This is a genomic window from Epibacterium sp. Ofav1-8 (assembly GCF_022348185.1).
Taxonomy (GTDB): Bacteria; Pseudomonadota; Alphaproteobacteria; order Rhodobacterales; family Rhodobacteraceae; genus Epibacterium.
In genome coordinates this window covers 36,797-62,144 of the sequence record NZ_JAKRFD010000007.1, presented here as the reverse complement: position 1 = coordinate 62,144, position 25,348 = coordinate 36,797, and the positions used below count along the sequence as shown (strand labels likewise).

General features: G+C 63.0%; 25 protein-coding genes. 19 read left to right on the top strand and 6 right to left on the bottom strand.

The window, feature by feature from the left end:
* Positions 1-20 precede the first annotated feature (20 nt).
* A complete protein-coding gene (gene urtB / locus MHM97_RS12655; protein ID WP_239322722.1) occupies positions 21-2,006 on the bottom strand; it encodes an urea ABC transporter permease subunit UrtB in 1,986 nt (661 codons plus the stop codon).
* 98 nt (positions 2,007-2,104) lie between these two features.
* Positions 2,105-3,382, bottom strand: a complete 1,278-nt coding sequence (gene urtA / locus MHM97_RS12650) for an urea ABC transporter substrate-binding protein (RefSeq protein WP_239322721.1) — start codon at positions 3,380-3,382, stop codon at positions 2,105-2,107.
* 360 nt (positions 3,383-3,742) lie between these two features.
* Here urtA and MHM97_RS12645 point away from each other — a divergent pair, with 360 nt between their 5' ends.
* The 10 genes from MHM97_RS12645 to ureG all read left to right on the top strand — a co-directional run bounded on the left by MHM97_RS12645 (position 3,743) and on the right by ureG (position 10,364).
* A complete protein-coding gene (locus MHM97_RS12645; RefSeq protein ID WP_239322720.1) occupies positions 3,743-4,714 on the top strand; it encodes an urease accessory protein UreD in 972 nt (323 codons plus the stop codon).
* 19 nt (positions 4,715-4,733) lie between these two features.
* Positions 4,734-5,036, top strand: coding sequence for an urease subunit gamma (locus MHM97_RS12640; RefSeq protein ID WP_065324833.1), 303 nt, complete (start codon positions 4,734-4,736; stop codon positions 5,034-5,036).
* A 27-nt stretch (positions 5,037-5,063) separates the two neighbouring features.
* Positions 5,064-5,651, top strand: a complete 588-nt coding sequence (locus MHM97_RS12635) for a HupE/UreJ family protein (RefSeq protein WP_239322719.1) — start codon at positions 5,064-5,066, stop codon at positions 5,649-5,651.
* A gap of 12 nt (positions 5,652-5,663) precedes the next feature.
* Positions 5,664-5,969, top strand: coding sequence for an urease subunit beta (locus MHM97_RS12630; RefSeq protein ID WP_239322718.1), 306 nt, complete (start codon positions 5,664-5,666; stop codon positions 5,967-5,969).
* Entirely contained in the window at positions 5,969-6,337 is a 369-nt protein-coding gene (locus tag MHM97_RS12625) for a hypothetical protein (protein WP_239322717.1), read from the top strand. Before MHM97_RS12630 ends, MHM97_RS12625 begins: the two co-directional genes overlap by 1 nt.
* Position 6,338: 1 nt before the next feature.
* Positions 6,339-8,051, top strand: a complete 1,713-nt coding sequence (ureC, locus tag MHM97_RS12620) for an urease subunit alpha (protein ID WP_239322716.1) — start codon at positions 6,339-6,341, stop codon at positions 8,049-8,051.
* A gap of 239 nt (positions 8,052-8,290) precedes the next feature.
* Complete coding sequence (locus MHM97_RS12615) at positions 8,291-8,518, top strand: hypothetical protein (protein WP_005615377.1); 228 nt, start codon at positions 8,291-8,293, stop codon at positions 8,516-8,518.
* Between the two features lie 49 nt (positions 8,519-8,567).
* Positions 8,568-9,074: an urease accessory protein UreE gene (gene ureE / locus MHM97_RS12610; protein WP_239322715.1), complete on the top strand. Its 507-nt coding sequence runs from the start codon at positions 8,568-8,570 to the stop codon at positions 9,072-9,074.
* Positions 9,064-9,708, top strand: coding sequence for an urease accessory protein UreF (locus MHM97_RS12605; RefSeq protein WP_239322714.1), 645 nt, complete (start codon positions 9,064-9,066; stop codon positions 9,706-9,708). Before ureE ends, MHM97_RS12605 begins: the two co-directional genes overlap by 11 nt.
* Positions 9,705-10,364, top strand: a complete 660-nt coding sequence (ureG, locus tag MHM97_RS12600; RefSeq protein ID WP_239322713.1) for an urease accessory protein UreG — start codon at positions 9,705-9,707, stop codon at positions 10,362-10,364. Before MHM97_RS12605 ends, ureG begins: the two co-directional genes overlap by 4 nt.
* Before the next feature lie 32 nt (positions 10,365-10,396).
* On the opposite strand, the gene MHM97_RS22750 is transcribed toward ureG, so the two are convergent.
* Positions 10,397-10,528 (bottom strand): hypothetical protein, encoded by a 132-nt coding sequence (locus MHM97_RS22750; protein WP_255729680.1) that lies wholly within the window; start codon positions 10,526-10,528, stop codon positions 10,397-10,399.
* A gap of 383 nt (positions 10,529-10,911) precedes the next feature.
* Here MHM97_RS22750 and pgi point away from each other — a divergent pair, with 383 nt between their 5' ends.
* The 9 genes from pgi (at position 10,912) to MHM97_RS12555 (ending at position 22,645) form a co-directional block, all read left to right on the top strand.
* The gene (pgi, locus tag MHM97_RS12595; RefSeq protein ID WP_239322712.1) at positions 10,912-12,522 is read left to right on the top strand and encodes a glucose-6-phosphate isomerase; all 1,611 of its coding nucleotides are present in this window, start codon (positions 10,912-10,914) and stop codon (positions 12,520-12,522) included.
* 25 nt (positions 12,523-12,547) lie between these two features.
* A complete protein-coding gene (gene zwf, locus MHM97_RS12590) occupies positions 12,548-13,999 on the top strand; it encodes a glucose-6-phosphate dehydrogenase (protein WP_239322711.1) in 1,452 nt (483 codons plus the stop codon).
* 33 nt (positions 14,000-14,032) lie between these two features.
* A complete protein-coding gene (gene edd / locus MHM97_RS12585; protein WP_239322710.1) occupies positions 14,033-15,844 on the top strand; it encodes a phosphogluconate dehydratase in 1,812 nt (603 codons plus the stop codon).
* A 4-nt stretch (positions 15,845-15,848) separates the two neighbouring features.
* Positions 15,849-16,499 carry a bifunctional 4-hydroxy-2-oxoglutarate aldolase/2-dehydro-3-deoxy-phosphogluconate aldolase gene (gene eda, locus MHM97_RS12580; RefSeq protein WP_239322709.1) on the top strand — a complete coding sequence of 217 codons (651 nt, stop codon included), beginning with the start codon at positions 15,849-15,851 and terminating at the stop codon, positions 16,497-16,499.
* A gap of 451 nt (positions 16,500-16,950) precedes the next feature.
* Positions 16,951-17,928 (top strand): AraC family transcriptional regulator, encoded by a 978-nt coding sequence (locus MHM97_RS12575; protein WP_239322708.1) that lies wholly within the window; start codon positions 16,951-16,953, stop codon positions 17,926-17,928.
* A 299-nt stretch (positions 17,929-18,227) separates the two neighbouring features.
* Positions 18,228-18,692, top strand: coding sequence for a (2Fe-2S)-binding protein (locus tag MHM97_RS12570; RefSeq protein ID WP_239322707.1), 465 nt, complete (start codon positions 18,228-18,230; stop codon positions 18,690-18,692).
* Between the two features lie 4 nt (positions 18,693-18,696).
* Positions 18,697-20,886, top strand: a complete 2,190-nt coding sequence (locus tag MHM97_RS12565; RefSeq protein ID WP_239322706.1) for a xanthine dehydrogenase family protein molybdopterin-binding subunit — start codon at positions 18,697-18,699, stop codon at positions 20,884-20,886.
* 209 nt (positions 20,887-21,095) lie between these two features.
* Positions 21,096-21,971 carry an NAD-dependent epimerase/dehydratase family protein gene (locus MHM97_RS12560; protein ID WP_239322705.1) on the top strand — a complete coding sequence of 292 codons (876 nt, stop codon included), beginning with the start codon at positions 21,096-21,098 and terminating at the stop codon, positions 21,969-21,971.
* Between the two features lie 122 nt (positions 21,972-22,093).
* A complete protein-coding gene (locus MHM97_RS12555) occupies positions 22,094-22,645 on the top strand; it encodes an AAA family ATPase (protein ID WP_239322704.1) in 552 nt (183 codons plus the stop codon).
* Positions 22,646-22,732: 87 nt separating this feature from the next.
* On the opposite strand, the gene MHM97_RS12550 is transcribed toward MHM97_RS12555, so the two are convergent.
* Genes MHM97_RS12550 through MHM97_RS12540 form a run of 3 tightly spaced genes read right to left on the bottom strand, consistent with a single transcriptional unit; the run spans position 22,733 to position 25,193 of the window.
* Positions 22,733-23,359: a nucleoside/nucleotide kinase family protein gene (locus MHM97_RS12550; RefSeq protein ID WP_239322703.1), complete on the bottom strand. Its 627-nt coding sequence runs from the start codon at positions 23,357-23,359 to the stop codon at positions 22,733-22,735.
* The gene (locus MHM97_RS12545) at positions 23,356-24,132 is read right to left on the bottom strand and encodes an ATP-binding cassette domain-containing protein (protein ID WP_239322702.1); all 777 of its coding nucleotides are present in this window, start codon (positions 24,130-24,132) and stop codon (positions 23,356-23,358) included. The genes MHM97_RS12550 and MHM97_RS12545 overlap by 4 nt, the downstream gene beginning before the upstream one ends.
* Positions 24,132-25,193: an ABC transporter permease gene (locus MHM97_RS12540; RefSeq protein WP_239322701.1), complete on the bottom strand. Its 1,062-nt coding sequence runs from the start codon at positions 25,191-25,193 to the stop codon at positions 24,132-24,134. Before MHM97_RS12540 ends, MHM97_RS12545 begins: the two co-directional genes overlap by 1 nt.
* Positions 25,194-25,348 lie beyond the last annotated feature (155 nt).

Here is a 25,348-nt window from a genome sequence, read left to right as displayed (position 1 = left end):
AAGATGAAGGGTCATGGCGGTCAATCTCCTGCTGCGCGGCCTTTGAGGGCGATGATGCCGCGGGGCCGGAACTGGATGAAAATGATGATGAAGATGATCATGTAGGTCTGGGCGGCGAGCGTATTGGAGGGGTTGAGCCACTCGATCCCCTTTTGCAGGGTGCCGATCATCGTGGCGCCGAGGAGCGCGCCCCAGATGTTGCCGACCCCGCCGACCACCACGGTCATGAAGCTTTGCACGATATAGTCGGCGCCCAGCTCGGACGTGACCTTGGCGTAGAGGCCGATGGCAACGCCTGCGATGCCCGCGATGCCGGAGCCGAGACCGAAGGTCAGCATGTTGACGCGTCCCGGGTTGATGCCCATGGCGGCGGCCATGCGCGGGTTCTGCGTCACTGTCCGGGTTTCAAGCCCGAGACGGGTCCGTTTCATCAGGAAGAGGAAAAAGCCGAGGAAGATCAGCGCCAGAACAAAGATCGCGATGCGGATGTAGCTGATCGCCACCACGTCGTTCAGGACCAGTGCCCCATCCAGCCAGCCGGGGGCCGTCAGCGGACGCGCCTGGGTGCCGAAGATGTTCTTGGCCAGCTGCTGCAGGGCGATGGAGATGCCAAAGGTCGCAAGCAGGGTTTCCAGCGGCCGATTGTAGAGGTGGCGGATCACCAGACGTTCCATTGCGACGCCAGCGGCAAAGGTGACCGCAAAGGCGAGCGGGATCGCCAGCAGGATCGACACCGTATGGTTCGGGATCACCTGCTGTACCAGATAGCCGGTATAGGCGCCCATCATGATGAATTCGCCATGGGCCATATTGATGACCCCCATCAGGCCAAAGGTGATGGCAAGACCGATCGCCGCCAGGAAATAGATCGAGGCCAGTGAAATCGCATCCAGCCCCAGGTCCAGCGTCTGATTGAGACCGACACGGGTGGCGATGCCCTGCAGCGCTGCAAGAGCGGCGGCGGTCACCTCCGGGTTCGGCTCTGCGTAGGTTTCAAAGAACACATGCGCCGCAAGTGCCGCGTCGATCTCCTCGTCCCGGACCAAGGGCGCCACCTTGCCTTCTTGCGCCAAGGTGTCATAGGCGATGGCACGGGCGTCCGGGGTCGAAAGCCGCACCAGCGCGACCCCTCCGACGGTGCCACCCTCAACATGGTTCGACAGCACGGTCTTGATCTGATCCGGCGTCTGGCGCGCTGGCGCCAGTTCCGCCTCCGCCAGCATGTCATAGGCTTCGAGACGCCCCAGATCGGGCCCTCCGGGAGACAACACACGGGCGAGATTGACCCCTTCGGGGAGGTCTGTGGAGATCTGCAGCCGGGTCGCGACCAGCGGATTGAGTGCGGCGCGCAGATCAACGCCGAGATCGCCCGACATGTCCTTGATCGCGGCAACGCGTTCGGCCGGATCGCGCCCATGGCCGATGGTCAACAGGCGCTCGATCCGCATCTTCCTGGCCTTCAGCTCGGCATCGGGTTCGGTGTCGATAGAGGCGCGCAGAGGGGCAAGCAACCCCGCCTCCGGTCGGCGCTCGATGGCGGTCAACGCCTCCTCCCGAAGACTGGGGTCGGGGTCGGACAGCTGGAACCGGACCAGGGCGGTGGCGATCAGCCCGCGCACGCCACTGTTTGGTTTCAACTGCTTGAGATCATCCTTCGGGACGGTCGCGATCACCGCGCCGCTGTCGATATCCGTCAGACGATAGGTGCGATCCCCCATGTCCGCGCCGACAAAGAACAGACCGTCCGCGCGGCGTTGCCAGATGGTCTTGTCCTGCCAGGCCGACAGGAACATGGGCACCGCCGGCAAGTCGGAGGCGACGATGCGGTCGATGACCGGTCCGATGGTCCTGCGTGAGGCTTTGGAGATCAGAGCGGCATCCTGTTGCAACAGCTGTTGCAGGGTGCCGGCCTCCTGCGCGTGCCCGGGTCTGGCGAAACTGGCCAGCGCCAATGCCAGCACACCGCAGAAGAACAGCAGCAGATCAGCACGAAATTTACATGTCATGGAAGGTGGTCCGGCCCTATTGGTGCCGCCGGTTGAACCCGGAGGTCGGTGTCAATCGGCTCCGGGGCCGTCAGGCACCCGGAGCTCGTCAGGAGAAATCAGTAGTTGGATTTCAACTGCACACAGGTCTCGGTCTGGGTATTGTACATGCCACAGCCAAGATCCTTCCAATCCGAGGTCAGGACAGCGGAGTCGGGCAGGAAATCGGTCCACGCGTCGCCGGGCACCGGATCGGTGGCGGAGATGATGTCGAACTGGCCGTCCTCCTGGATTTCGCCGATCAGCACCGGCTTTGCCAGATGGTGGTTCGGCAGCATCACGGCGGTGCCCCCGGTCAGGTTCGGGAACTCCTGACCATACATGGCCGTTCGCACCGCATCGACATCCGTTGTCTCCGCAGCGCTCACCGCATTGGCCCACATGTTGAAACCGATGTAATGCGCCTCCATCGGGTCATTGGTGACGCGCTCCTGCCCCATCAGAGTCTTCCACTTGTCGACAAAGGCCGAGTTGGCTTCGGTGTCGGCAGATTGGAAATAGTTCCACGCGGCCAGGTGCCCCACAAGGTTGGAGGTATCAAGGCCGGAAAGCTCTTCTTCGCCAACAGAGAAGGCCACCACCGGGATGTCGTCGGCAGAGATACCCGCCGCCGCCAGCTCCTTGTAGAAGCCGATATTGGCGTCGCCGTTGATGGTGGAGATCACGCCGACCTTCTTGCCATCCGCGCCCAGCGCCACGACATCAGCGACGATCTTGGACCAGTCGGAGTGGCCAAAGGGCGTGTAGTTGACAAAGATATCCTCAGCCGGAATGCCCTTGTCCTGGAGATAGGCCTCCAGGATGTTGTTCGTGGTCCGCGGGTAGACGTAGTCGGTGCCAAGCAGCGCGAACTTCTCCACGCCCAGTTCTTCGAGGAAGTAATCCGTCGCCGGGATCGCCTGCTGGTTCGGGGCGGCGCCGGTGTAGAAGACGTTCTTGGAGCTCTCTTCGCCTTCGTACTGGACCGGATAGAACAGCAGGCCGTTGAGCTCTTCGATAACGGGGAGGACGGATTTGCGGCTGACCGAGGTCCAGTTGCCAAAGATCACATCGACATCATGAACGGTCAGCAGTTCGCGTGCTTTTTCGGCAAAGAGCGGCCAGTCGGACGCCGGGTCGACCACCACGGCCTCCAGCTCGCATCCCAGCAGGCCACCTTTGTCGTTCTGATCCTCCACCAGCATCAGCATGGTGTCCTTGAGCGTGGTTTCCGAAATCGCCATCGTGCCGGACAGCGAGTGCAGCACACCCACCTTGATCGGGCAGTCTGCGGCGGCGGCGCCTGCGCCAATGGTCAAAGCCAGCACGCTGGCAGCGGGTTTGGTGAAAAACGTCATCGTAGATCCCTCCACGCAGGGCACATCGGGCCGCTGTCGCTTGCCGAACCGGCAGCGGAGCATTACCTTCCCACCCTGCAACTGTTGTTGCGATTGAGTGTGGCGGCCCGGTCGAGGTGCAATTCGCAGGGTCGTCACACGCCTTATCGGTAGCGGCCGGACCGGGGCCCCGCATTCTTGGCGGCGGGGTCATCCTGTCCGGACGGGTTCAGATTTCTGCAACGCCGCATCGCTTGGCAATTGCCAGCCCCGGCCGCTCGCGGACAAATTTCCACATGCCCATTTATTGGGCGGCTTTTGCGCAAAACGGCGCAAAAATCGTCAAACACGCCATTCAGCCGCCTGAAATTGCGGTCTGAAATGGCACTTCCGCGTCCAGACTGGGACAAATCGAACCGTGAGGACACGCCATTGGAACCGACCCGGTGGCGGCATTTCGGGGAGAGGGCGATCAATCACATCACCGACATAACGGCACGGGTGCCCGCGCTGGCCGATGTGGCTGCCATCGCTCAACCCCGGGCAGTCGGGCGCGCGCGCCTCTCGGCCAAGCGCCGTGGCGATGGTCAGGTCGCGCTCGATCACCTGCATCAGTCCGGGGCGCTGAAACTGCTGTTTCCCCAGGGCCGCCCGCCGCTGGAGGCGGTTCTGGTCAACATTGCAGGTGGCATTACCGGAGGTGATCGCTTTGCCATTGACGCCGCAGCCGGGCCGGACAGCCAGCTGACCCTCACGACCCAGGCCGCCGAACGCGCCTATCGCGCGCAACCCGGGCAGAGTGGCCAGATGACCACACATCTGAGCGTCGCCGCCCGTGCCTGCCTCAATTGGCTGCCGCAGGAAACGATCCTCTTTCAGCGCAGCGATTTCACCCGGAGTTTGCAGGCCGATCTGGCAGAGGATGCACGGCTCTTGCTGGTGGAGCCGCTGGTGTTCGGACGCGCCGCAATGGGCGAGGCGCTCACCTCCGCGCGGTTTCGCGATCACATCCAGATCCGGCGCGCGGGACAGCTTATTTATCGCGATGCAATCCATCTGCAAGGCGATCTGGCGGCGCAGCTTAGCCGTCCGGGCGTGGCTGGCGTCCTGTCGGCCCGCTGCAGCGCGATGGCGACCCTCCTGCTGGCCGCACCAGACGCCGAGGCGACGCTGGGGGGGCTGCGCGCTCACCTGCCGGACGGCGGCGACGCCCTTGGCGGCGCCTCGCTCCTGGCCCCCGATTTACTGCACATGCGGCTCTTGGCGGTGGATAGTTTTGTCCTGCGCCAGAGCCTGCTGCCCCTTCTTGACAGGCTGACCGAGGGTGGCCTGCCCCGTTGCTGGAGACTTTGACCATGAAAGCGCCACATCCATGAACCTGACCCCGAGAGAAAAGGACAAACTGCTGGTCGCCATGGCCGCAGAGGTCGCGCGCAAGCGGCTCGCCCGTGGAGTCAAACTCAACCACCCCGAGGCGATCGCGCTGATCACCGATGCCGTGGTCGAGGGCGCACGCGACGGTCGTTCCGTCGCAGAGATGATGCAGGCCGGGGCCGAGGTCATCACCCGTGCAGACTGCATGGCGGGCGTGCCCGAGATGATCCACGAGGTTCAGGTCGAGGCCACCTTTCCCGACGGCACCAAGCTGGTGACCGTGCATAACCCCATTCGCTGACTGACCGCTTTCCAAGGACTGACCGACATGAAATCCCGTATTGCCCTTTCCCTCGCTGCCCTGCTGACCGCCAGCCCTGCCTTTGCGCATCTGGACCCGGCCGGGCATGGCTCCTTTGCCGCTGGTGCCAGCCATCCGGTGTTCGGCCCGGATCATATCCTCGCCATGGTGGCGGTGGGCCTGTGGGCCGTTGTGCAGGCGCGCCGCACAGGAGAGACCCGGGCGCTCTGGCTGCTGCCGACCGCCTTTGTGGGCATGATGACGCTCGGGTTCCTTTTCGCCATGCGCGGCGTGGGCCTGCCCCTGGTCGAGCCGATGATCCTCGCCTCTGTCATGGTGCTGGGCGGTATGGCTGCGCTGGCCCTCCGGATGCCGCCTGCGGGGGCTGCCGCGATTACCGGGATTTTTGCGCTGTTTCACGGCCATGCCCACGGTGCAGAAATCGGTGCAGCCGAGGCCCTGCCGTATCTGGCGGGCTTTGCGCTCTCCACGGCTCTGCTGCACGCCGCCGGTGTTGCGGGCGGGCTGACACTGGCGCAGCGCAGCGCCACCCTGCCCCGCGTCCTTGGAGCCTGCGTTGTCCTCGCCGGTTCCGCACTTGGGCTCGCAGGCTGAGGAGCGCTTCACATGATCCCCGGAGAGATGTTCCCCGCCAGTGGTGAATTGACCCTGAATCAGGGGGCCGAGGCCCTCACCTTGATGGTTGCCAACACCGGCGACCGCCCGGTTCAGGTGGGCAGTCACTACCATTTCGCCGAAGCCAACCCCGCGCTGGAGTTTGACCGCACCGCCGCCCGTGGACTGCGTCTGGACATCGCTGCTGGCACCGCCGTGCGGTTTGAGCCCGGTCAGCGCCGCGAAGTGCAACTGATCCCGATTGGGGGTGCACGCCGGGTCTATGGGTTCAATGCTCAGGTGATGGGGGAGTTGTGATGCTGCGCGTCGCGGGCCTATTCCTTTCGATCTCCATGCTCTCAGCCTGCGGATCCCAACCGTTTCAGATCGTCGACAACGACGGAACGCAGATGTTCGAGATGTATCAAGGCGCTTGCGTTGTCGGGTGCAACGTCATTTTGGAACGCCCTGATGGGACAAAGTGCTCCGGCTTTGCGCCTGCGCTGACCCAAGGCACCGCTGCCCAAGTTCAAGTTTCGTGCCCCGGTGAGCCCAAAATGATCCTCACGACAGAGAAATTGTCGCGCCTTTCCCCAAACGCTGGATCTCTGAAAGCGGCGAGCCCGCTGATGCAATCGAACAGTGCTGCTGTGAACTCAGCTCTGGCACACGAGAAGGACGACTGACATGCCCGCCAAAATCTCCCGCTCTGACTATGCCGCCATGTATGGCCCCACCACCGGAGACCGCGTGCGGTTGGCCGATACTGACCTGATCATCGAGGTGGAGCGCGACCTCACCGGACCTTACGGTGAGGAGGTGAAATTCGGCGGCGGCAAGGTGATCCGTGACGGGATGGGGCAGGCACAGACCACACGCGCGGCGGGCGCGGTTGATACTGTGATCACCAATGCGCTGATCCTCGATTGGACCGGCATCTACAAGGCTGACATCGGCCTGAAGGATGGGCGCATCCATGCCATCGGCAAAGCCGGAAACCCCGACACCCAGCCCAATGTGACCATTATCGTTGGTCCCGGCACCGAGGTGATCGCGGGCGAAGGGCGTATCCTCACGGCGGGCGGGTTTGACAGCCATATCCATTATATCTGCCCGCAACAGATCGAGGATGCGCTGCACTCTGGTCTCACCACCATGCTGGGCGGCGGCACCGGGCCAGCGCATGGGACCTTGGCCACCACCTGCACCCCCGGTGCCTGGCACCTTGGTCGTATGATGCAGGCCGCAGATGCGTTTCCGATGAACCTCGCCTTCGCTGGCAAAGGGAATGCGTCGCTGCCGGCGGCCATCGAGGAACAGGTGAACGCAGGTGCCTGCGCGTTGAAACTGCACGAGGACTGGGGCACCACCCCCGCCGCCATCGACTGCTGTCTCGGGGTTGCCGATGCGATGGATGTGCAGGTGATGATCCACACCGATACGCTCAATGAATCGGGTTTTGTCGAACATACCGTAAAGGCCATGAAAGGCCGCACGATCCATGCCTTTCACACCGAAGGCGCAGGCGGTGGCCATGCCCCCGATATCATCAAGATCTGCGGCGAGGAGCATGTGCTGCCGTCCTCGACCAACCCGACGCGGCCCTTCACTGTGAACACGCTCGAAGAACACCTCGACATGCTGATGGTGTGTCACCACCTCGACAAATCCATTCCCGAAGATGTGGCCTTTGCCGAGAGCCGCATTCGCCGGGAAACCATCGCGGCCGAGGATATCCTGCACGATATGGGGGCGTTCTCGATCATCGCGTCGGACAGTCAGGCGATGGGGCGCGTCGGCGAGGTGATCATCCGCACATGGCAGACCGCCGACAAGATGAAGAAACAGCGCGGCCGGCTTTCGGATGAGGTCGGCGAGAACGACAATTTCCGCGTTCGCCGCTATGTGGCGAAATACACCATCAACCCGGCCATCGCGCATGGTATCTCGCATGAGATTGGCTCGATCGAGGTTGGCAAACGCGCCGATCTGGTGCTGTGGAATCCAGCGTTCTTTGGCGTGAAGCCGGAGATGGTTCTGATGGGGGGCACAATTGTCTGCGCCCAGATGGGCGATCCCAACGCCTCGATCCCGACGCCGCAACCGGTCTATTCCCGGCCCATGTGGGGGGCCTATGGCCGCTCTGTTGAACACTCCGCCGTGACATTCGTGTCAGAGGCGGCGCAGGCGGCGGGCATTCGCGGCCAACTTGGCCTGGCAAAGCAGACGCTCGCCGTGAAGGGCACGCGGGGGATCGGTAAATCCGCGCTGAAGCTCAACGATGCGACACCACATATCGAGGTCCACCCGGAAACCTATGAGGTGCGCGCAGACGGTGAGTTGCTGACCTGTCAGCCAGCGGCGGAGCTGCCCATGGCGCAGCGGTATTTCCTGTTCTGAAGCGCACCCCAGCTGCAACCAAGAGATAGTCGCGCGGCTGCCCCCTTGGCCAAAACACGGCGACAAATCCATCAAAGGCCCCATCATCATGCCGAAATATTCAGCAAAATCAGAATCTTCACCCCTTGCCTTGTCACAGACGCATGGCGGGAATGCGTCAACACTACCTACCTATTTGCTGCGCTGCAGCTATATTGGTGTCACGGGAGAGACATTCTTGAACACAGGAGCATATCCCCATGGCATACGCATCGAACGCACAAACACGCGCCCCCTTCAATCCGCTGGGCCTGATCGCAGGCTTTTTCCGCGCGATTGGCAACGGTCTGGTTCACCTCGCGGAATCCAACCATCGTGTGAACCGCGCCCGCACCTTGATGGCGCTGTCCGACGAGGAACTGGCAAAGCGCGGCCTGAAGCGCGACGACGTTGTAAAACACGTCTTCTCGGACATCATGTACGTCTGAGCCTCTGCGCGCCAAGATACCTGAAAACGACCACAGCGGGGGGACTGTCATGAGCGCCCCCCGGCTGACCGCCCGCCACTACCACGGGCACCCGCATGACCAGAGCCCTCGCGACAGTGTGGTGCTCGACTATGACGCCCGTTTTCTGCGTCGCAAGGTGCTGACCTGCGAGAGCGGTGAGCGCCTGCTGGTTGACCTGTCCAATACGACTTCGCTCGATCATGGCGGCGTTCTTCTGCTGGAGGGCGGCGGCGAGGTGCTTGTGGTCGCAGCCTCGGAGCCGCTGTTGGAGGTCACTGCCGACCATCTGCCAAGGATCGCCTGGCACATCGGCAACCGCCACACCCCCTGCCAGATCGAAGACACCCGCCTGCTGATCCAGCGAGATCATGTGATCCGGGCGATGCTCGACCACCTCGGTGCCACTGTGCGCGAGGTCGAAGAACCCTTTACCCCGGAAGGTGGCGCATATGGCCACGGGCGCACCCATGCGCATGAACACGGGCATACGCATCATCACGGCCACGCCGATCACGACCACAGCCATGAGCACTGAGGCTACGCTTTTGTTGATGCAATGGCTGTCGCCTGCCTATCCGGTGGGGGCTTTTGCCTATTCACACGGGCTGGAGTGTGCGGTGGCAGAGGGGCATGTCAGCGATGGAAGCGGGTTGTCCCGGTGGCTGACAGACCTTCTGACCCATGGGGGCGCACGCTCTGATGCGGTGCTGCTGGCCTGTGCCTATCGGGCAGAGACGGCGGCGGACCTGTCCGAGATCGACGCCACCGCCCGCGCGTTTTGCCCCACGGGCGAGCGCTTGCAAGAAACCGACCTGCAAGGCGCGGCGTTTTGCCGAACCACAGCCGCCACTTGGGGCAATGACCTCTCGCATCTCACCTATCCGGTGGCGGTGGGATGTGCCGCACGGCAACATGACATTCCGCTGGATCTCACCGTGCAGATGTATCTGCATGCGTTTCTCGCAAACCTCATCGCCGCTGGCCAAAGACTTCTGGCGCTCGGCCAGACAGACGCGCAGCAGCGCCTCTCCGCTCTCTCGCCACACTTGCGCGACACGGCCCAAGCCGCCTTGTCCAGCACGCTCGACGATCTCTTTGGTGCGAGTTTCGCCGCAGACATCGCATCCATGCGCCATGAAACCCAATATTCAAGGATCTTCCGCTCATGACCTCGAAGACCACTTCGCACAATGGCCCGCTTCGCGTTGGGATCGGTGGCCCCGTGGGTGCAGGCAAAACCACCCTGACGGCGCAGCTTGCTCGCGCGCTGAAGGATCATCACTCCATCGGTGTGATCACCAATGACATCTACACTCAGGAGGACGCCGAGGCATTGATGCGTCAGCAAATCCTGCCGCAGGACCGTGTGATTGGCGTCGAGACCGGGGGCTGTCCGCATACGGCGATCCGCGAGGATGCTTCGATCAACCTCGCGGCCGTGGCCGAGATGCAAAAACGCCACCCGGAGGTGGAAATCGTGCTGATCGAGAGCGGCGGAGACAACCTCTCTGCGACGTTTTCACCGGAACTGGCGGATGTGACGCTCTATGTGATCGACGTCGCAGCGGGCGAGGAAATCCCCCGCAAGGGGGGCCCCGCCATCACCCGGTCCGATCTGCTGATTATCAACAAGACCGATCTGGCCCCACATGTGGGGGCCTCACTTGAGGTGATGGAACGCGACGCCACCCGGATGCGCGGGGGGCTGCCATTTGTCTTTACTGCGATGCGCCATGGGACCGGCGTGGAACAGGTGATCCGGCATCTATGCGAGATCGGTGGCCTCGACTCGCCCGTAAGCCGCGCGGGCACAGACATGGGCTGAGCTCTGAGGTCAGAACCGGCAGACCGTCGGCGTCAGACCTGCGTCACAACCGCGGCAGCCGCGTGATCCGCGGTCGGGCAATAGGCATCTGAGGCATAGACCTTGCTCAGGGAAACGCCCGCGATCAGGGCCGCCAAGGCAACGGTTTTGATGTGTTGGACCATATCACTTTCCTCCAAATCTCGGGCGTGTAATCCGCTTCGTATGGGAAAGATCGTACCGGGCGGCGCTTTGGGACACTATGAACCGCTTCACACAACTGCGGTTTTTTTTGCATGCCCTGTTGGTACGACAGCGCTGTCATGGCATACAGACCTCGAACAAAGCAGTGAAGCAGCGGGCAGATCCGAACATGTCACGGACCCTGAGACAGGATCGGGCAACCGCGCTTCGCTATCGCGATGAGAGGTCTGAATTAGATCTGGCATTGTTAGCGCTAACTTGGCATATAGGCGGCGAGAGTCGACGCAGCCGTCCCTTTTCGCCCCGCCCGGCCCCGGCCAGCCTGATAGCCGGTCCCGCCGCAGACCCATGAGGAGCTGATCCGATGAGTGATATTTGGCACAAACTCCAGGCCCATCGTGCCGCGACAGAATCCACGCCGCTGGCCGCGCGGTTTGCACAGGACGCTGATCGGTTTGACCGGTACACGGCCTCCGCAGATGACATGCTGTTGGATTACTCCAAGACCGCACTGGATGATACGGCGCGCGATCTGCTGTTGCAGCTGGCCGAAAGCGCGGATCTCACCGCAAAGATCGACGCGCTGATGTCGGGCGAGAAGATCAACACCACCGAAGGCCGCGCGGTGCTGCACACCGCCCTGCGCGCCCCCGCCGATGCGGTGATCGAGGTGGACGGCGAAAACGTGGTGCCCGGTATTCAGGAGGTGTTGACCCGCATGGGTGGGTTCGCATCCGCCCTGCGCGATGGCAGCTATGTGACCAAGTCCGGCAAGGCGTTTACGGATGTGGTGAATATCGGCATCGGCGGCTCTGACCTTGGTCCCGTGATGGCGACATTGGCGCTTGCCCCCTATCACGACGGGCCTGCCTGTCATTTTGTCTCCAATGTGGACGGCGCGCATATTCATGATGTGTTGGCGGGGTTGAACCCTGAAACCACATTGATCGTGATCGCCTCAAAAACCTTCACCACCATCGAGACGATGACCAACGCCCAGACCGCCATCACATGGCTGCAAGGCACGCTTGGCGAAGATGTCTCGGCGCATCTGGCGGCGGTATCGACCGCGATGGACAAGACCGCCGCGATGGGCATTCCCGACGCCCGCGTCTTTGGCTTTGCCGACTGGGTGGGCGGGCGCTACTCCATGTGGGGGCCGATCGGTCTGCCAATCATGATCGCCGTGGGGCCAAAGGCATTCCGCGCGTTCCTTGATGGTGCGGCGGCGATGGATCAGCATTTCCGCAGCGCGCCACTCTCTGAAAACCTACCCGCTCTGTTGGGGCTGATTGGTGTCTGGCACAACAATATCTGCGGCTATGCTTCGCGCGCGGTGCTGCCCTACGATCAGCGGCTCTCCCGCCTGCCTGCCTATTTGCAGCAGCTTGATATGGAGAGTAACGGCAAATCCGTCGCGCTGGATGGCACCCCCCTGCCCCGTGCCTCCGGTCCCGTTGTGTGGGGCGAGCCGGGCACCAATGGCCAGCACGCGTTTTATCAGTTGCTCCATCAGGGCACGCAGGTGGTCCCCACCGAGTTCCTGATCGCCGCCACAGGTCACGAGCCTGATCTGGCCCATCAGCACAACCTCCTGAAGGCCAATTGCCTCGCCCAATCCGAGGCGCTGATGCTGGGGCGGTCCTGGGATGAGGCGCGCGAGATCGCTGAAAAACGTGGTTTTAGCGGCGCTGACGCTGACCGGATGGCCGGGCATCTGAGCTTTCCCGGCAACCGTCCCTCGGTGACCATTGCCTATCCCAAACTGACGCCTTTCGTGTTTGGCCAGATCGTTGCGCTATATGAACATCGAGTGTTCACCGAAGGCGTGATCTGGGGGATCAACTCCTTTGACCAATGGGGCGTCGAGTTGGGCAAGGAACTGGCGACCCGCCTCCTTCCCATGGTCGAAGGGGCAGATGCATCCCAAAAAGATGCCTCCACCCGGGGCCTGCTGGCCAAGCTTTCAACCTGACCCGCCATTCAAGAGGAAGACACTTATGGTATCCCGCGTCATCCCCGTAGACAGTTTCGACTTCGTCTTGTTCGGCGCCACCGGCGACCTTGCACGGCGCAAGATCCTGCCGAGCCTGTTCCACCGGTTCCAGATCGGCCAGTTCGACGACACCAGCCGCATTATCGGGGCGTCACGCTCAAAGATGGATCAGGGCGAGTTCCAGACCCTCGTCGGCGATGCGCTGAAGGAATTCGGTGACATCCCCGCCGATGCGGAGCCCGATGTGGAGCGGTTTCTGGCGCTGCTCGACTATGCCTCTGTCGACGCCAAGGGCGAAGGCGGCTGGTCCGACCTCGGCAGCAAACTGCGCGATGGTGTGGTGCGGGCGTTTTACCTCTCGGTTGCGCCCTCTCTGTTTGGTGACATTGCCGGGCGGCTCAAATCTACCGGCATCGCGGATGACGACAGCCGCATCGTGGTGGAAAAACCCTTTGGTCACGATCTGGCCTCGGCGCAGGCGCTGAACGCAGCCCTGCGCGAGCACTTTGAAGAAAGCCAGATCTACCGGATCGACCACTACCTTGGCAAAGAAACGGTGCAAAACCTGATGGCGCTGCGCTTTGCCAATTCACTGTTTGAGCCGCAGTGGAACTCGCACCACATCGACCACGTGCAGATCACCGTCTCCGAGAGCATCTCGGTGGCGGGGCGTGGTGAATACTACGACAAATCCGGCGCCATGCGGGACATGGTGCAGAACCACCTGATGCAGCTCTTGTGTCTCACAGCGATGGAGCCGCCCTCGACCTTCGAACCCAACGCCGTGCGCAATGAGAAACTCAAGGTGATCGAAAGCCTCGAGGCGACGCCGATGGACAACATCGTGCGTGGGCAGTACCGCGCCAAGGCGGGCGATGACAGCTACCGCGACCATGCGGGCAATCCCGCCAGCCGCACCGAGAGCTTTGTTGCCATGAAGGTCGAGGTGGCCAACTGGCGATGGGCGGGCACGCCCTTCTACCTGCGCACCGGCAAATGCCTGCGCGAGCGGGTGTCGGAGATCGCCGTCTACTTCCGCAAGCCACCGCACAACATCTTTGGCGAGGACAACGCCATCGACGGCAACATGCTGGTCATTCGCCTGCAGCCGGACGAGGGCATCACGCTCAAGACCACCATCAAGGATCCCGGTCCGGGCGGCATGCGCCTGACCTCTGCCGATCTGGACATGACCTTTGCCGACAGCTTGCCCGAGGCCGGTCGCCCGCAGGACGCCTATGAGCGGCTGATCATGGATGTGATCCGCGGCAACCAGACCCTGTTCATGCGCGGCGACGAGGTCGAGGCCGCCTGGGCCTGGGCCGATCCCATCGTCGGGGCCTGGGACAATTCCACCCGCGCGCCGCAACCCTACGATCAGGGCGGCTCCGGCCCCGAGGACGCGCTCCTGCTCCTGCATCGCGATGGCCGCCGCTGGCGCGCCATCGGCGCCTGACCCTGTTGTAAGATCTGAAAAGGAGGCACGCCAATGTCGCTCCATGCCACACTCGCCGCCGTCACCGACCGTATTATCGAACGCAGCCGTCCCACGCGCGAGGCCTATCTTGCGCGGATGCGCGCCGCCGCCTCCAAAGGCCCCGCACGCGCGCACCTCAGCTGCTCCGGTCAGGCCCATGCTTACGCTGCCACCGGCCCCGATCAGGAAACACTCGCCACCGGCACAGGCGGCCACCTCGGGATCGTCACCGCCTATAACGACATGCTCTCGGCGCATCAGCCGTTTGAGACCTATCCGATGTTGATCCGCGAAGCCGTGCGCGAGGCGGGCGGCACCGCGCAGGTGGCAGGCGGCGTTCCGGCCATGTGCGATGGCGTCACGCAAGGCGAAGCAGGCATGGAGCTGTCGCTGTTTTCGCGCGACAGCATCGCCATGTCCGTAGGCATCGCGCTGTCGCACAACGTCTTTGACGCCGCCGTTTTCCTTGGCGTCTGCGACAAGATCGTCCCCGGTTTGGTGATCGGCGCGCAGGCCTTTGGCCATCTGCCTGCAGTGTTCCTCCCTGCCGGGCCGATGACCTCCGGCCTCTCCAATGATGAAAAAGCGCAGATCCGCCAGAAGTTTGCCAAGGGTGAGATCGGTCGGGATGAGTTGCTGAAGGCCGAGATGGCCGCTTACCATGGCCCGGGCACCTGTACGTTTTATGGCACCGCCAATACCAACCAGATGCTGATGGAGTTCATGGGGCTGCACCTGCCCGGCTCCTCCTTCGTCAATCCCGGCACCGAGCTGCGCGATGCGCTAACCAAAGAAGGCGCTAAACGTGCGCTGTCGCTTTCGGCGCTTGGCAATGACTACACGCCGACCTACGATATCCTTGATGAGAAGGCGTTCGTGAATGGTATGGTCGGGCTGATGGCCACCGGCGGCTCCACCAACCTGCTGATCCACCTGATCGCCATGGCACGCGCCGGCGGGATCATCCTCGACTGGCAGGATTTCTCCGAAATCTCTGACGTGGTGCCGCTGATCGCGCGGGTCTACCCCAACGGGCTGGCGGATGTGAACCACTTCCACGCCGCAGGCGGTCTGGGCTACATGATCGGTCAGCTGCTGGATGCGGGCTACCTGCACCCCGATACCAAAACCGTGACTGGCGAGGGTCTTGGCTCCTACCTGATGGAGCCCTTCCTTGATGCAGGCGCGCTGACATGGCGCAAGGGCACCTCGGAATCGCTCAACGACAAGATCGTACGCCCTGCCTCCGACCCCTTCCAGCCCACCGGCGGCCTTGCGCGCCTCACCGGCAACCTCGGCACCGGGGTGATGAAGATCTCCGCCGTGGCCGAGGAACACCGTGTGGTCGAAGCTCCGGTGCGGGTCTTCCATGATCAGGACGAGGCCAAGGCCGCCTTCAAGGCAGGCGAACTCGACAAGGGTGACGTGGTTATCGTGGTCCGCTTCCAGGGCCCCAAGGCCAATGGCATGCCGGAGCTGCACTCCATGACGCCTTTCCTGTCGATCATGCAGGGGCGCGGGCAGAAAGTGGCGCTGGTCACCGATGGCCGCATGTCCGGTGCTTCGGGCAAGGTGCCTTCGGCGATCCATGTGGTACCCGAAGCCCTGGACGGCGGCGCGATCGCCAAACTGCAGGATGGCGATGTGGTGCGGGTGGATGCGCTCAGCGGCGATCTGCAGGTACTGACCGAAGGCGTGCTGGACCGCCCCGCCGCCACCGCCGACCTCACATCCTATCAGCACGGCACCGGGCGCGAACTCTTCGCCCTGTTCCGCAATTCCGTGACCTCCGCCGACACCGGCGCAACCGTATTTGGAGTCTGATCCCATGGCCCTTACCCCGCAAGACGCCAGTAAACAGGCGCGCGAGATTTGCGCGCTGGCCCCCATCGTTCCGGTTCTGGTCGTCCACGATGTTGCACACGCCCGCCCCCTGGCCGAGGCGCTGGTGGCTGGTGGCCTGCCCGCACTGGAAGTCACCCTGCGCACGCCCGCAGCCCTCGATGTGATCCGCGAAATGGCACAGGTCGAAGGCGGCGTTGTCGGTGCCGGTACGCTGGTCACCCCCGCCGATGTCACCGCCGCCGTTGCAGCGGGCGCCAAATTCGGTGTCTCCCCCGGCTCCACGCCGCTGTTGCTGGACGCCGCACTGGCCGCCGATCTGCCGATGCTGCCGGGGGCTGCCACCGCATCCGAGGCCATGGCGCTGCTAGAACTGGGCTATGACATGCTGAAATTCTTCCCCGCCGAAGCCTCTGGCGGTGCGCCCGCACTCAAGGCCATTGGCGCGCCCTTGCCGCAAATCTCCTTCTGCCCCACCGGCGGCGTCAGCCCGGCCAATGCCAACAGCTACCTGAGCCTGTCGAACGTGATCTGCGCCGGTGGCAGCTGGGTTGCACCTGCCAAACTGGTCGAGGCGGGCGACTGGAAGGCGATCGAAGAGCTGGCCCGCGAAGCCAGCCAGTTGGAACGCGCCTGACCCCCACGCAGGCGGTCCCGCGACAGGACAGAGGCCCGAACGGGGTGGCAAGATCCCTCCCTGCCTGGCCGGTACGCTCACCTACCGCACCTCGCCTTTGCCGCCCGTACCACTGGTGGCAAAGGCGCGACGCGGATCGCACCCAATTCAAAAGCACCGCGCCAAAGGGCGCTGTGCCTGTCCTGTCTCCGATATGCCAAACCGCGCTCGATCTACCGGCAAAACCGCAGGAGCCGCGATCATTCTGGATGGGTAGATTCTGCAAATCGCGCCACCAGACCTGCAAATAATGCCACTCCGTGTGAATTGAGGCCCTGCCCCTTGCACCGCGACCATTTGTACCGATCTACTAGGGATCTTCCTGCCTCCACCGGCCAACCCGAAACATGAGGTCCCCATGGCGCAAGCAGAGCGTTTCCCCTTTGTCAAAACTCTGAAAGGGTGTTGCGCCTTGCTGCAAATCGATCCCGAACGGATCATGCGCCGTGCCGGATTGCCAGTCGACCTGCTCGATCACGAACAGCGCGGGGTGTCCGGTCGCCAGATCTTTGACCTCTGGGAGGCGACATTTGCCGAAGCCGGGTCGCTGGATACCGTACTGCATCTTGCAAAGACCTCGGCACGGACCCCCTTCAAGCCCGCCTTGCTTGCCTTTTCCTGCAGCCCGGATGTGGTGACCGGGCTGGAGCGGCTCAACGTCTTCAAACCGCTGGTTGCGCCCGTGCAGATCACCTGTGCCCAGATGGAGGGCCGCACGCGGGTGATTGTCACCTCCACCATGCCGGATTGCCCCGTGCCGGCGGGCATGTCTGTCTTTGAGCTGGTGTTTTTCCTGGAACTCATCCGCGCCTGCACGGCCTGTCACGTGGTGCCGCTGGCTGTGACGCTTCCGGCTTCGGTCCTGTCCCTTGAAATCGACATGGCAGCACTGGAGGCCGATGTGGGCTGCGAGATCACAACCGGCGACAGCCTGAGCTTCCTGCTCGCACCGGAGGACAGCACCCGACGCCTGATTTCCGAGGCCACGGAGATCTGGCCCGCCTTTGAAAAGGAGCTGCGCCGCCAGATGCTGGACTGGCGCGCCAGCCAACCCACCTCTGCACGGGTCAAGGCAGCGCTGTTGGAATTGCTGCCGTCCGGTCACGCCACGGCAGATGCGGTGTGTCGCCAGATGGTGATGTCCAAACGCACGCTGTATCGCCATCTGGCGCGGGAGGCGGTGACCTTCCAGTCGATCCTTGATGAAACCCGCACCGAGCTGTCGCTCCATTATCTGCGTCAGGACGACATCAGCGTCGAGGAAATCTCCTATCTCCTGGCCTACAGCGATCCGAATTCCTTCTATCGCGCCTTTCGCAACTGGACCGGTCTGACCCCCTTGCAGGCCCGGGCGCGACTTGCGGCCGGAGATCTGGTGGCATCGCTCTAGACCCGGGCGTCCAACGGCAGGAGGCCTCTGCCTGACATCGGTTCGGGGGCGCGGGGGCGCGGGCTCAACGAGCCCGCGCCCCCGCCGGTCGTGTCAGGCGCAGCCTGACGCGAAACACCATTGGCCTCATCTGCATGAACATTGGCATCAATTGTTTTTGAACCTGCCCCCCTGCCGCCTATCTTTTAGATACCACCAGACGGCTTCGCGGCACGCGCTTTGCCCCGCCCGCCGTCGCCCTGCAGGCATTGGCTCACCGGTTCAGGATGGGCCGCCACCCCAACAGGAGATCCTAAGCCATGAGCTTTACCCTTAAAATCAACGGCGAGACCAAGACGGTCGACGCCGAACCAGGCACCCCGCTGCTCTGGGTGATCCGCGATGACCTCAAGATGACCGGCACGAAATTTGGCTGTGGCGTTGCCTCCTGCGGCGCCTGCACCGTGCATCTGGATGGCGAGCCGGTGCGCTCGTGCCAGACCTATGTCGACGACATCGAGGATGCCGAAATCACCACCATTGAGGCCATGCAGGACGACAAGATCGGCGCCGCCGTCCAGCAGGCCTGGACCGAGCTGGACGTGGTGCAATGCGGCTATTGCCAGTCCGGCCAGATCATGTCCGCCGTCGGCCTGCTGCGCGAAACGCCCAAACCCACCGCCGACGACATCGACAGCTACATGTGGGGCAACGCCTGCCGCTGCGCCACCTATCAACGCATCCGCGCCGCCGTACTGCGCGCATCCGAAATCATGGAGGCCTGAGATCATGACCTTGAACACCTCCCGTCGCGGGTTCCTGAAATCCGCAGCCGCAGCCGGTGCCGTCCTGTTTGTCGGCGCCACCGCCAAGGGCGCCATGGCCGCAGGTCAATCCGCCGACGCCATGCTCACCCCGTTTGTGAAAATCGATGCCAATGGCAAGGTCTTTGCCATCGTCAAGCACTTCGAAATGGGTCAGGGCCCCTCCACCGGCCTCAGCACCATCATCGCCGAAGAGCTTGGCGTGACCATGGAGCAGATCGATTTCGAATTTGCCCCTTCCGATCCGCAGGTCTACAACAACCTGTTTTTTGGCGCCTTTCAGGGCACTGGCGGCTCCACCGCGATCGCCAATTCCTGGGAACAATACCGCACCGCCGGGGCCACCGCCCGCGAAATGCTGATTGCCGCCGCCGCACAGGCCTGGGGCGTTGACCCGGCGACGCTCGACATCGTCGACGGTCAGATCACCGGCGCGGACAACAGCGCGCCGCTGCGCGATTTTGTCGCCGCTGCCGCCGAGATGACGCCGCCGGAAAACCCGCGTTTGCGCGCGCCGTCGGAGTGGAAAATCATCGGCAGCCCCGAGACCCGCCGCCTCGACAGCCCGGCCAAGGTCAATGGTCAGGCGCAATTCGCCATAGATGTGCAGCTGCCCAACCAGATGGTCACCATGATCAAGCGCACGCCGCAGCGCGGCGGGCTTGTGGTCTCCTTCGATGACAGCGCCGCGAAGGACGTCAAAGGCTTCATCATGGCCCAGACCCTGCCCACCAAACACGGCGTTGCGGTCTATGCGGAAAACACCTGGGCGGCGATCCAGGCCCGCGAGGCGCTGGAGGTCGAATGGGACATGGCCGCGGCTGAAACCCGATCAAGCGCGGAAATCCGCGAGGAGATCATGACCGCGCTCGACGGGGAGCCCACCTATAACGTCAACAAGGCGGATCGCGCGGCTGTCAAATCCGCCGTGGACGCGGCGGATACCGTCCTGGAGCAGACCTTCTATTTCCCCTTGCTGGCGCATGCGCCGATGGAGCCCTTGAACTGCACCATCGAGCAGACCGCCGAGGGGGACATCGTGCTGCATGATGGCGCCCAGATGCCGACCGGGCCGCATATGGCCTATCAGCAGATCTTTGACCTGCCGGCGGAGAAGATCCACATCAAGACAATGCTCGCAGGTGGGTCCTTCGGGCGCCGCGCGACACCGGATGCGGACTATCAGGTAGAAGCGGGTCTCGCCTTTGCGATGACGGATCGCTCACGCCCGGTCAAACTGGTCTGGACCCGCGAAGACGACATTCGCGGCGGCTACTATCGCCCCGCGTTTGGCCATAAGGTGCGTGTCGGGTTGAACGCGGATGGCACGATTGCGGGCTGGGAACACCAGGTCGCCGGCCAGTCGATCATGAAAGGCACCGCGTTTGAACCCATGTCCGTTCACGACGGTGTCGATCATTCCTCGGTCGAGGGTATTGGCGACAGCCCCTATCAGATCCCCGGCATGGCGGTTGGCCTCACCGACACGCAAAAGGCAACCTCGGTGCTGTGGTGGCGCTCGGTTGGGCACACCCACACGGCCTACGTCATGGAAACCATGATGGATATGGCCGCCCGCGCCGCGGGACGGGATCCGGTCGAATTCCGCCTCGCCCATCTGACCGGCGACGGCGCCGATCAGACCCGCAAGGCAGGCGTTCTGAAACTGGTCGCGGAAAAGGCCGGTTGGGGTCAGGCCCCCGAAGGACGCAGCCAGGGCATCGCCGTGCACAAGTCGTTCGGATCCTATGTCGCCGAGGTCGTAGAGGTCTCCGGCAATCCGGATGATGGCATCGTGATCGAAAAGGTCACCGCCGCGGTCGACTGCGGCATCGCCATCAACCCGGATGTGATCAGAGCCCAGCTGGAAGGCGGTATCGGATACGGGATCGGTCATGCCATGCGAGATCAGATCACCCTCGCCGGCGGTGAGGTGGAGCAATCGAACTTCCCGGACTATGAGCCTCTTCGGATCTCTGACATCAAGCAGATCGAAACCCATATCGTGCCTTCCACCATTGCCCCGACAGGTATTGGCGAACCGGGCACGCCGCCGTCGGCACCTGCCCTGGCCAATGCGATCGCAGGTCTTTCCGCAGGTGAAACCGTTGTGGCCGAACTGCCGATGGCAGAGGCTGGCGTCTATTTCGCCTAAGGGCCGCACCGACGACCGATCAAACTCAGACGGGGCGCGCCACAGCGCCCCGTTTACTGCCGGGCCACGTTCATGCGCGTCCGCTGTCTAACCTTCCCGTTGGCGGACCCGGCCTATAAACCTAGGCCCCCCTGCCGAGAAAACGCTTGCCCTCAACCATGGTTGAGCCTGCACAGAGAGCTGGACATCCTTTTGCAGAGGTCTGATCCATGCGCGTTTTCCTGCTTGGTGCCACCGGCACCATCGGCACAGCCATCCTAAAAGAACTGCTCGGCACAGGGCATGACGTCACCGCCCTGTGCCGGTCGCAACGCAGTGCCGCGACCGTCGCCAAACTCGGGGCAACACCCCTTGCTGGCGATCTATGTGACCCGGACGGTTGGGCAGATGCCCTCCAGGATCAGGAGGCCGTGATCCACGCCGCTGCCACCTTTGACAACAACATGGCCGCCGCCGACCTCGGCGTCGTGCGCATGTTGCTCAAACAGGCTGAAAAGCGCGCGACACCTCTGCGTGTGGTCTATACCGGTGGGTGCTGGCTCTATGGTGACACCGGCGGTACCCTTGCCACCGAGACGGATCGCTTCGCGCCGATCCCCGCCTTTGCCTGGATGGTGGACCACGCCCGGCGCCTCCTGGCGTCGCCTGCACTTTCAACCGCCGTCCTTCATCCCGCCATGGTCTACCACGCCGAAGGTGGCGTGCTGGAGCAGATGCTCCGGCAGGTCCGGACACAACGCCCGATCGAGATCTGGGGAAAGGCCAGCACCCGCTGGCCGCTCATTCACCGAGACGACCTGGCGCGGGCCTATCGCCTGCTGCTCGAGCTGCAGGGGCTCACGGGGCATTACAATGCGGTCGCTCAGACCGGCGTTCCGGTGGCAGAGATCGCAGGTATCCTTGCACGCTCTCACGGGCAAACCACCCCCTACGTCTGCCGTTCCCGAGCCGAGGTGCTGGCCAGTGAAGGCGCCTGGGCGGAGGGTCCCATGCTCGATCAACGGCTCTCTGCAAGGCGCCTTGCACAGGCGACGGGCTGGGCACCGCGATACACGGATCTGAGGCAGTGCTTCCCGCCGGCGTGATCCCGGCAGCGGGATCAATACGCGCCACGCATGGCGCGCGACGCGCCTTGTCATATGCAACCCCTGGTGGTAGCTCTCGTCGCCTTGGGTATCGACGCACATTAACTGGCCGGGAGTCTGGAATGAAACGGGTAATGATCATTGGCCAACCGGGCTCCGGCAAATCCACACTGGCACGCAAACTCGGCGCCCGCACGGGGCTGCCGGTGGTTCATATCGATCACATTCATTGGGCACCCGGGTGGGTGGAGCGCCCACGGGATGAAAAAACCCGCCGCTGCGCGGAGGTCCATGCGCGCCCGGAATGGATCTTCGAAGGGGGCCATTCCGCAACATGGAGAGAGCGCCTGTCGCGTGCCGATACGGTGATCTGGCTTGATGTTCCGCTTGGTTTGCGGTTCTGGCGGGTAATCCGTCGCTCTGCTCTTTACTGGGGACGTAGTCGCCCGGATATGCCCGAGGGCTGCCCCGAGCAATTCAACCTCGACTTCTTTCGTTTCATCTGGCGCACACGCCACACATCGCGGCAGCAAATCCAGCACCTGATCCAGCACGCTCCAGCGGAGAAGCAAATCCATGTGCTGCGCAGTCTCAGCGATGTGCGAGGGTTCCTGAACAGCCTGCCGCCTGCCGAGGCGGCTTCCTCCGCAACCGGCGACGCCGCCCATGGCTAGACCCGTTTGCCCCGCCTCCTTGGGCGAGGTCGGGTACGGGGGCGATGTCGGATACGGGGGCGGAGGTCTGACCCGGGCCTCCCGGCCTTAGCCCACCATCAGGTCAGCCGGCAGCTGCGCGGCTGCAATCCGCGCCGCATTTGCAAGATCATTGGAACGCGCACGCACCAGTGCAGCTTCGGGACCTAGCCCCTGCTGCCGCCAGCGCCGGATCAGGCGTGTTTCCAGTTCCGCGAGCGGCACCTCCATTCGGATCGACACGTCCCACAGCCGGAAAAGATCACGCCAGCCGGGTTCGTCAAACAGAAGATAGTTGCCTTCGACAATGACGACGCGACACGCCGGCGTGACCTCCCCCGCACCTGCGATTGCCGCGTCTCGGTTGCGGTCGAACAGCGGATAGATCACGTGATCCTCATGCCGGAGCCTGCGGCACAGATGGGAAAACCCGGCCAGGTCAAAGGTCTCCGGCGCCCCTTTGCGCGCCAAGAGATCCCGCTTTTCCAGCAGCCCGTTGTCCAGGTGAAACCCATCCATAGGCACCACCTCGGCCGCGATCCCCTGCTCCGTCATCTGCTGCGCCAAAGGGCCCGACAGCGTCGACTTGCCGCTGCCCGGGGCGCCCGATAGCGCCACCAGACAGCGTTTGTCGGCATGGAGGTCGAGACGGCTCAGAACCGCTGCGCAGAGCGCCTCTTCGGCCACCTGCATCATGCCGCAGAAAGCGCCGGATCTGGTTCCTTGGCACCGGTCATATAGGCCACCGCATCCGACATTTCGTGTTGTTTCGGGTCGATCACGCAAAGCCGCTTGCCCAGGCGATGCACATGGATGCGGTCTGCGACCTCAAACACATGCGGCATGTTGTGGCTGATGAGAATGATCGGAATACCGCGCGATTTCACGTCCTGGATCAACTCCAGCACCCGGCGGCTTTCCTTGACGCCAAGCGCGGCCGTCGGCTCGTCGAGGATAATCACCTTCGACCCGAACGCGGCAGCCCGCGCCACGGCCACACCCTGGCGCTGACCGCCTGACAGGGTTTCCACCGCCTGGTTGATGTTCTGGATCGTCAACAGACCCAGGTCGTTGAGCTTTTCGCGGGCGATCTCCTCCATCCGGCTGCGGTCCAACTGGCGCAGGACCTGACCCCGCCAGCCCGGCTTGCGCAGTTCACGCCCCATGAACATGTTGTCGGCAATCGAAAGCGCGGGCGACATGGCAAGCGTTTGATACACCGTCTCGATCCCTGCCTCCCGGGCGTCGATGGGGGAGTGGAAATCGACCGGTTTGCCGTCCAGCTCCACAGTGCCCTCGTCCGGGATCACCGCGCCCGACAGTGCCTTGATCAGGGTGGATTTACCGGCGCCATTGTCCCCGATCACCGCGAGGATTTCCCCCGGCATCAGGTCAAAGTCACAGTGATCGAGCGCGGTCACCTTGCCGTAGCGTTTGACCAGATTGCGGCCTTTGAGAATGGGTTGCATTACACCGATACCTTTCTGATCCACTGGTCCACAGCCACGGCGGCGATGATGAGCACGCCGATGAGGAGATATGTCCATTGCGCGTCCGCCCCCAGAAGGCGCAGACCCAGGGTGAAGACGCCCACGATGAGCGCCCCGAAGAAGGTACCAAGCACGGAGCCGCGTCCGCCAAAGAGCGAGATTCCCCCGATCACCACAGCGGTGATGGATTCGATATTGGCCAGCTGGCCCGAGGTCGGAGACACCGATCCGATACGGCCGATCAGGGCCCAGCCCGCAAAGGCGCAGATCAATCCGGAAAGGACATAGACGGAAATCAGCACCTTGTCGGTGTTCACACCGGACAGCTCTGCTGCATCCTTGTCATCGCCGACCGCATAGACATGTCGCCCCCACGCCGTGTGGCGCAGGACATACGCCAGGATCAGCACCAGCGCGATGAGGAAGATCACCCCATAGGTGAAGACGGCTCCGCCCACTTTGATCTTTTCACCAAAGAACTGCAGGAACGCAGCCTGCTCGGAAATTTCCTGGCTGCGGATGGTTTCATTGGCGGAATAGAGGAAGTTTGTCGCCAGCACGATCTGCCACATGCCCAAGGTCACGATAAAGGGCGGCAGCTTCATCTTGGCCACAAGCCAGCCATTGATATAGCCACAGATCATGCCGCAAACGAGGCCACAGGCCACCCCCATCACCGGCGGCAATCCATAGCGGAAAGTGAACTGCCCCATCACCACCGACGACAGCACCATGATGGCCCCGACCGACAGATCGATACCGGCGGTCAGGATCACCAGCGACTGCGCACAGGCGACGATCCCAACGATCCCCACCTGCTGGAGGATCAGCGTCAGCGCAAAGGGCGAGAAGAATTTCGCGCCCAGAAGCAGGCCGAAAATCACGATGGACAGCACCAACACGATCAGCGGCACCAGAGACGGTGTCACATGCAGCGCATGCTGGAGCTTTTGAATGAAACTCTGCGGGCCGTGGTCGAACTCGGCCACCTTGTCCGGGCTACCGGCAACCGCGGCCTCATAGCTCTGCGGGGTTGACATGATACTCCTCCAAATCACCCGGGTTGGCGGGGTTGGTCTGTGTCGTTTTTTTTGTGGTCTGGGGCGAAGGGGCGGCGAACGCGCGCCGCCCCTTTTCAAAATCGATCCGGGAAACCAGATCAGGTCAGCGGGTCAAGAGACCGCGCCGTCCCACA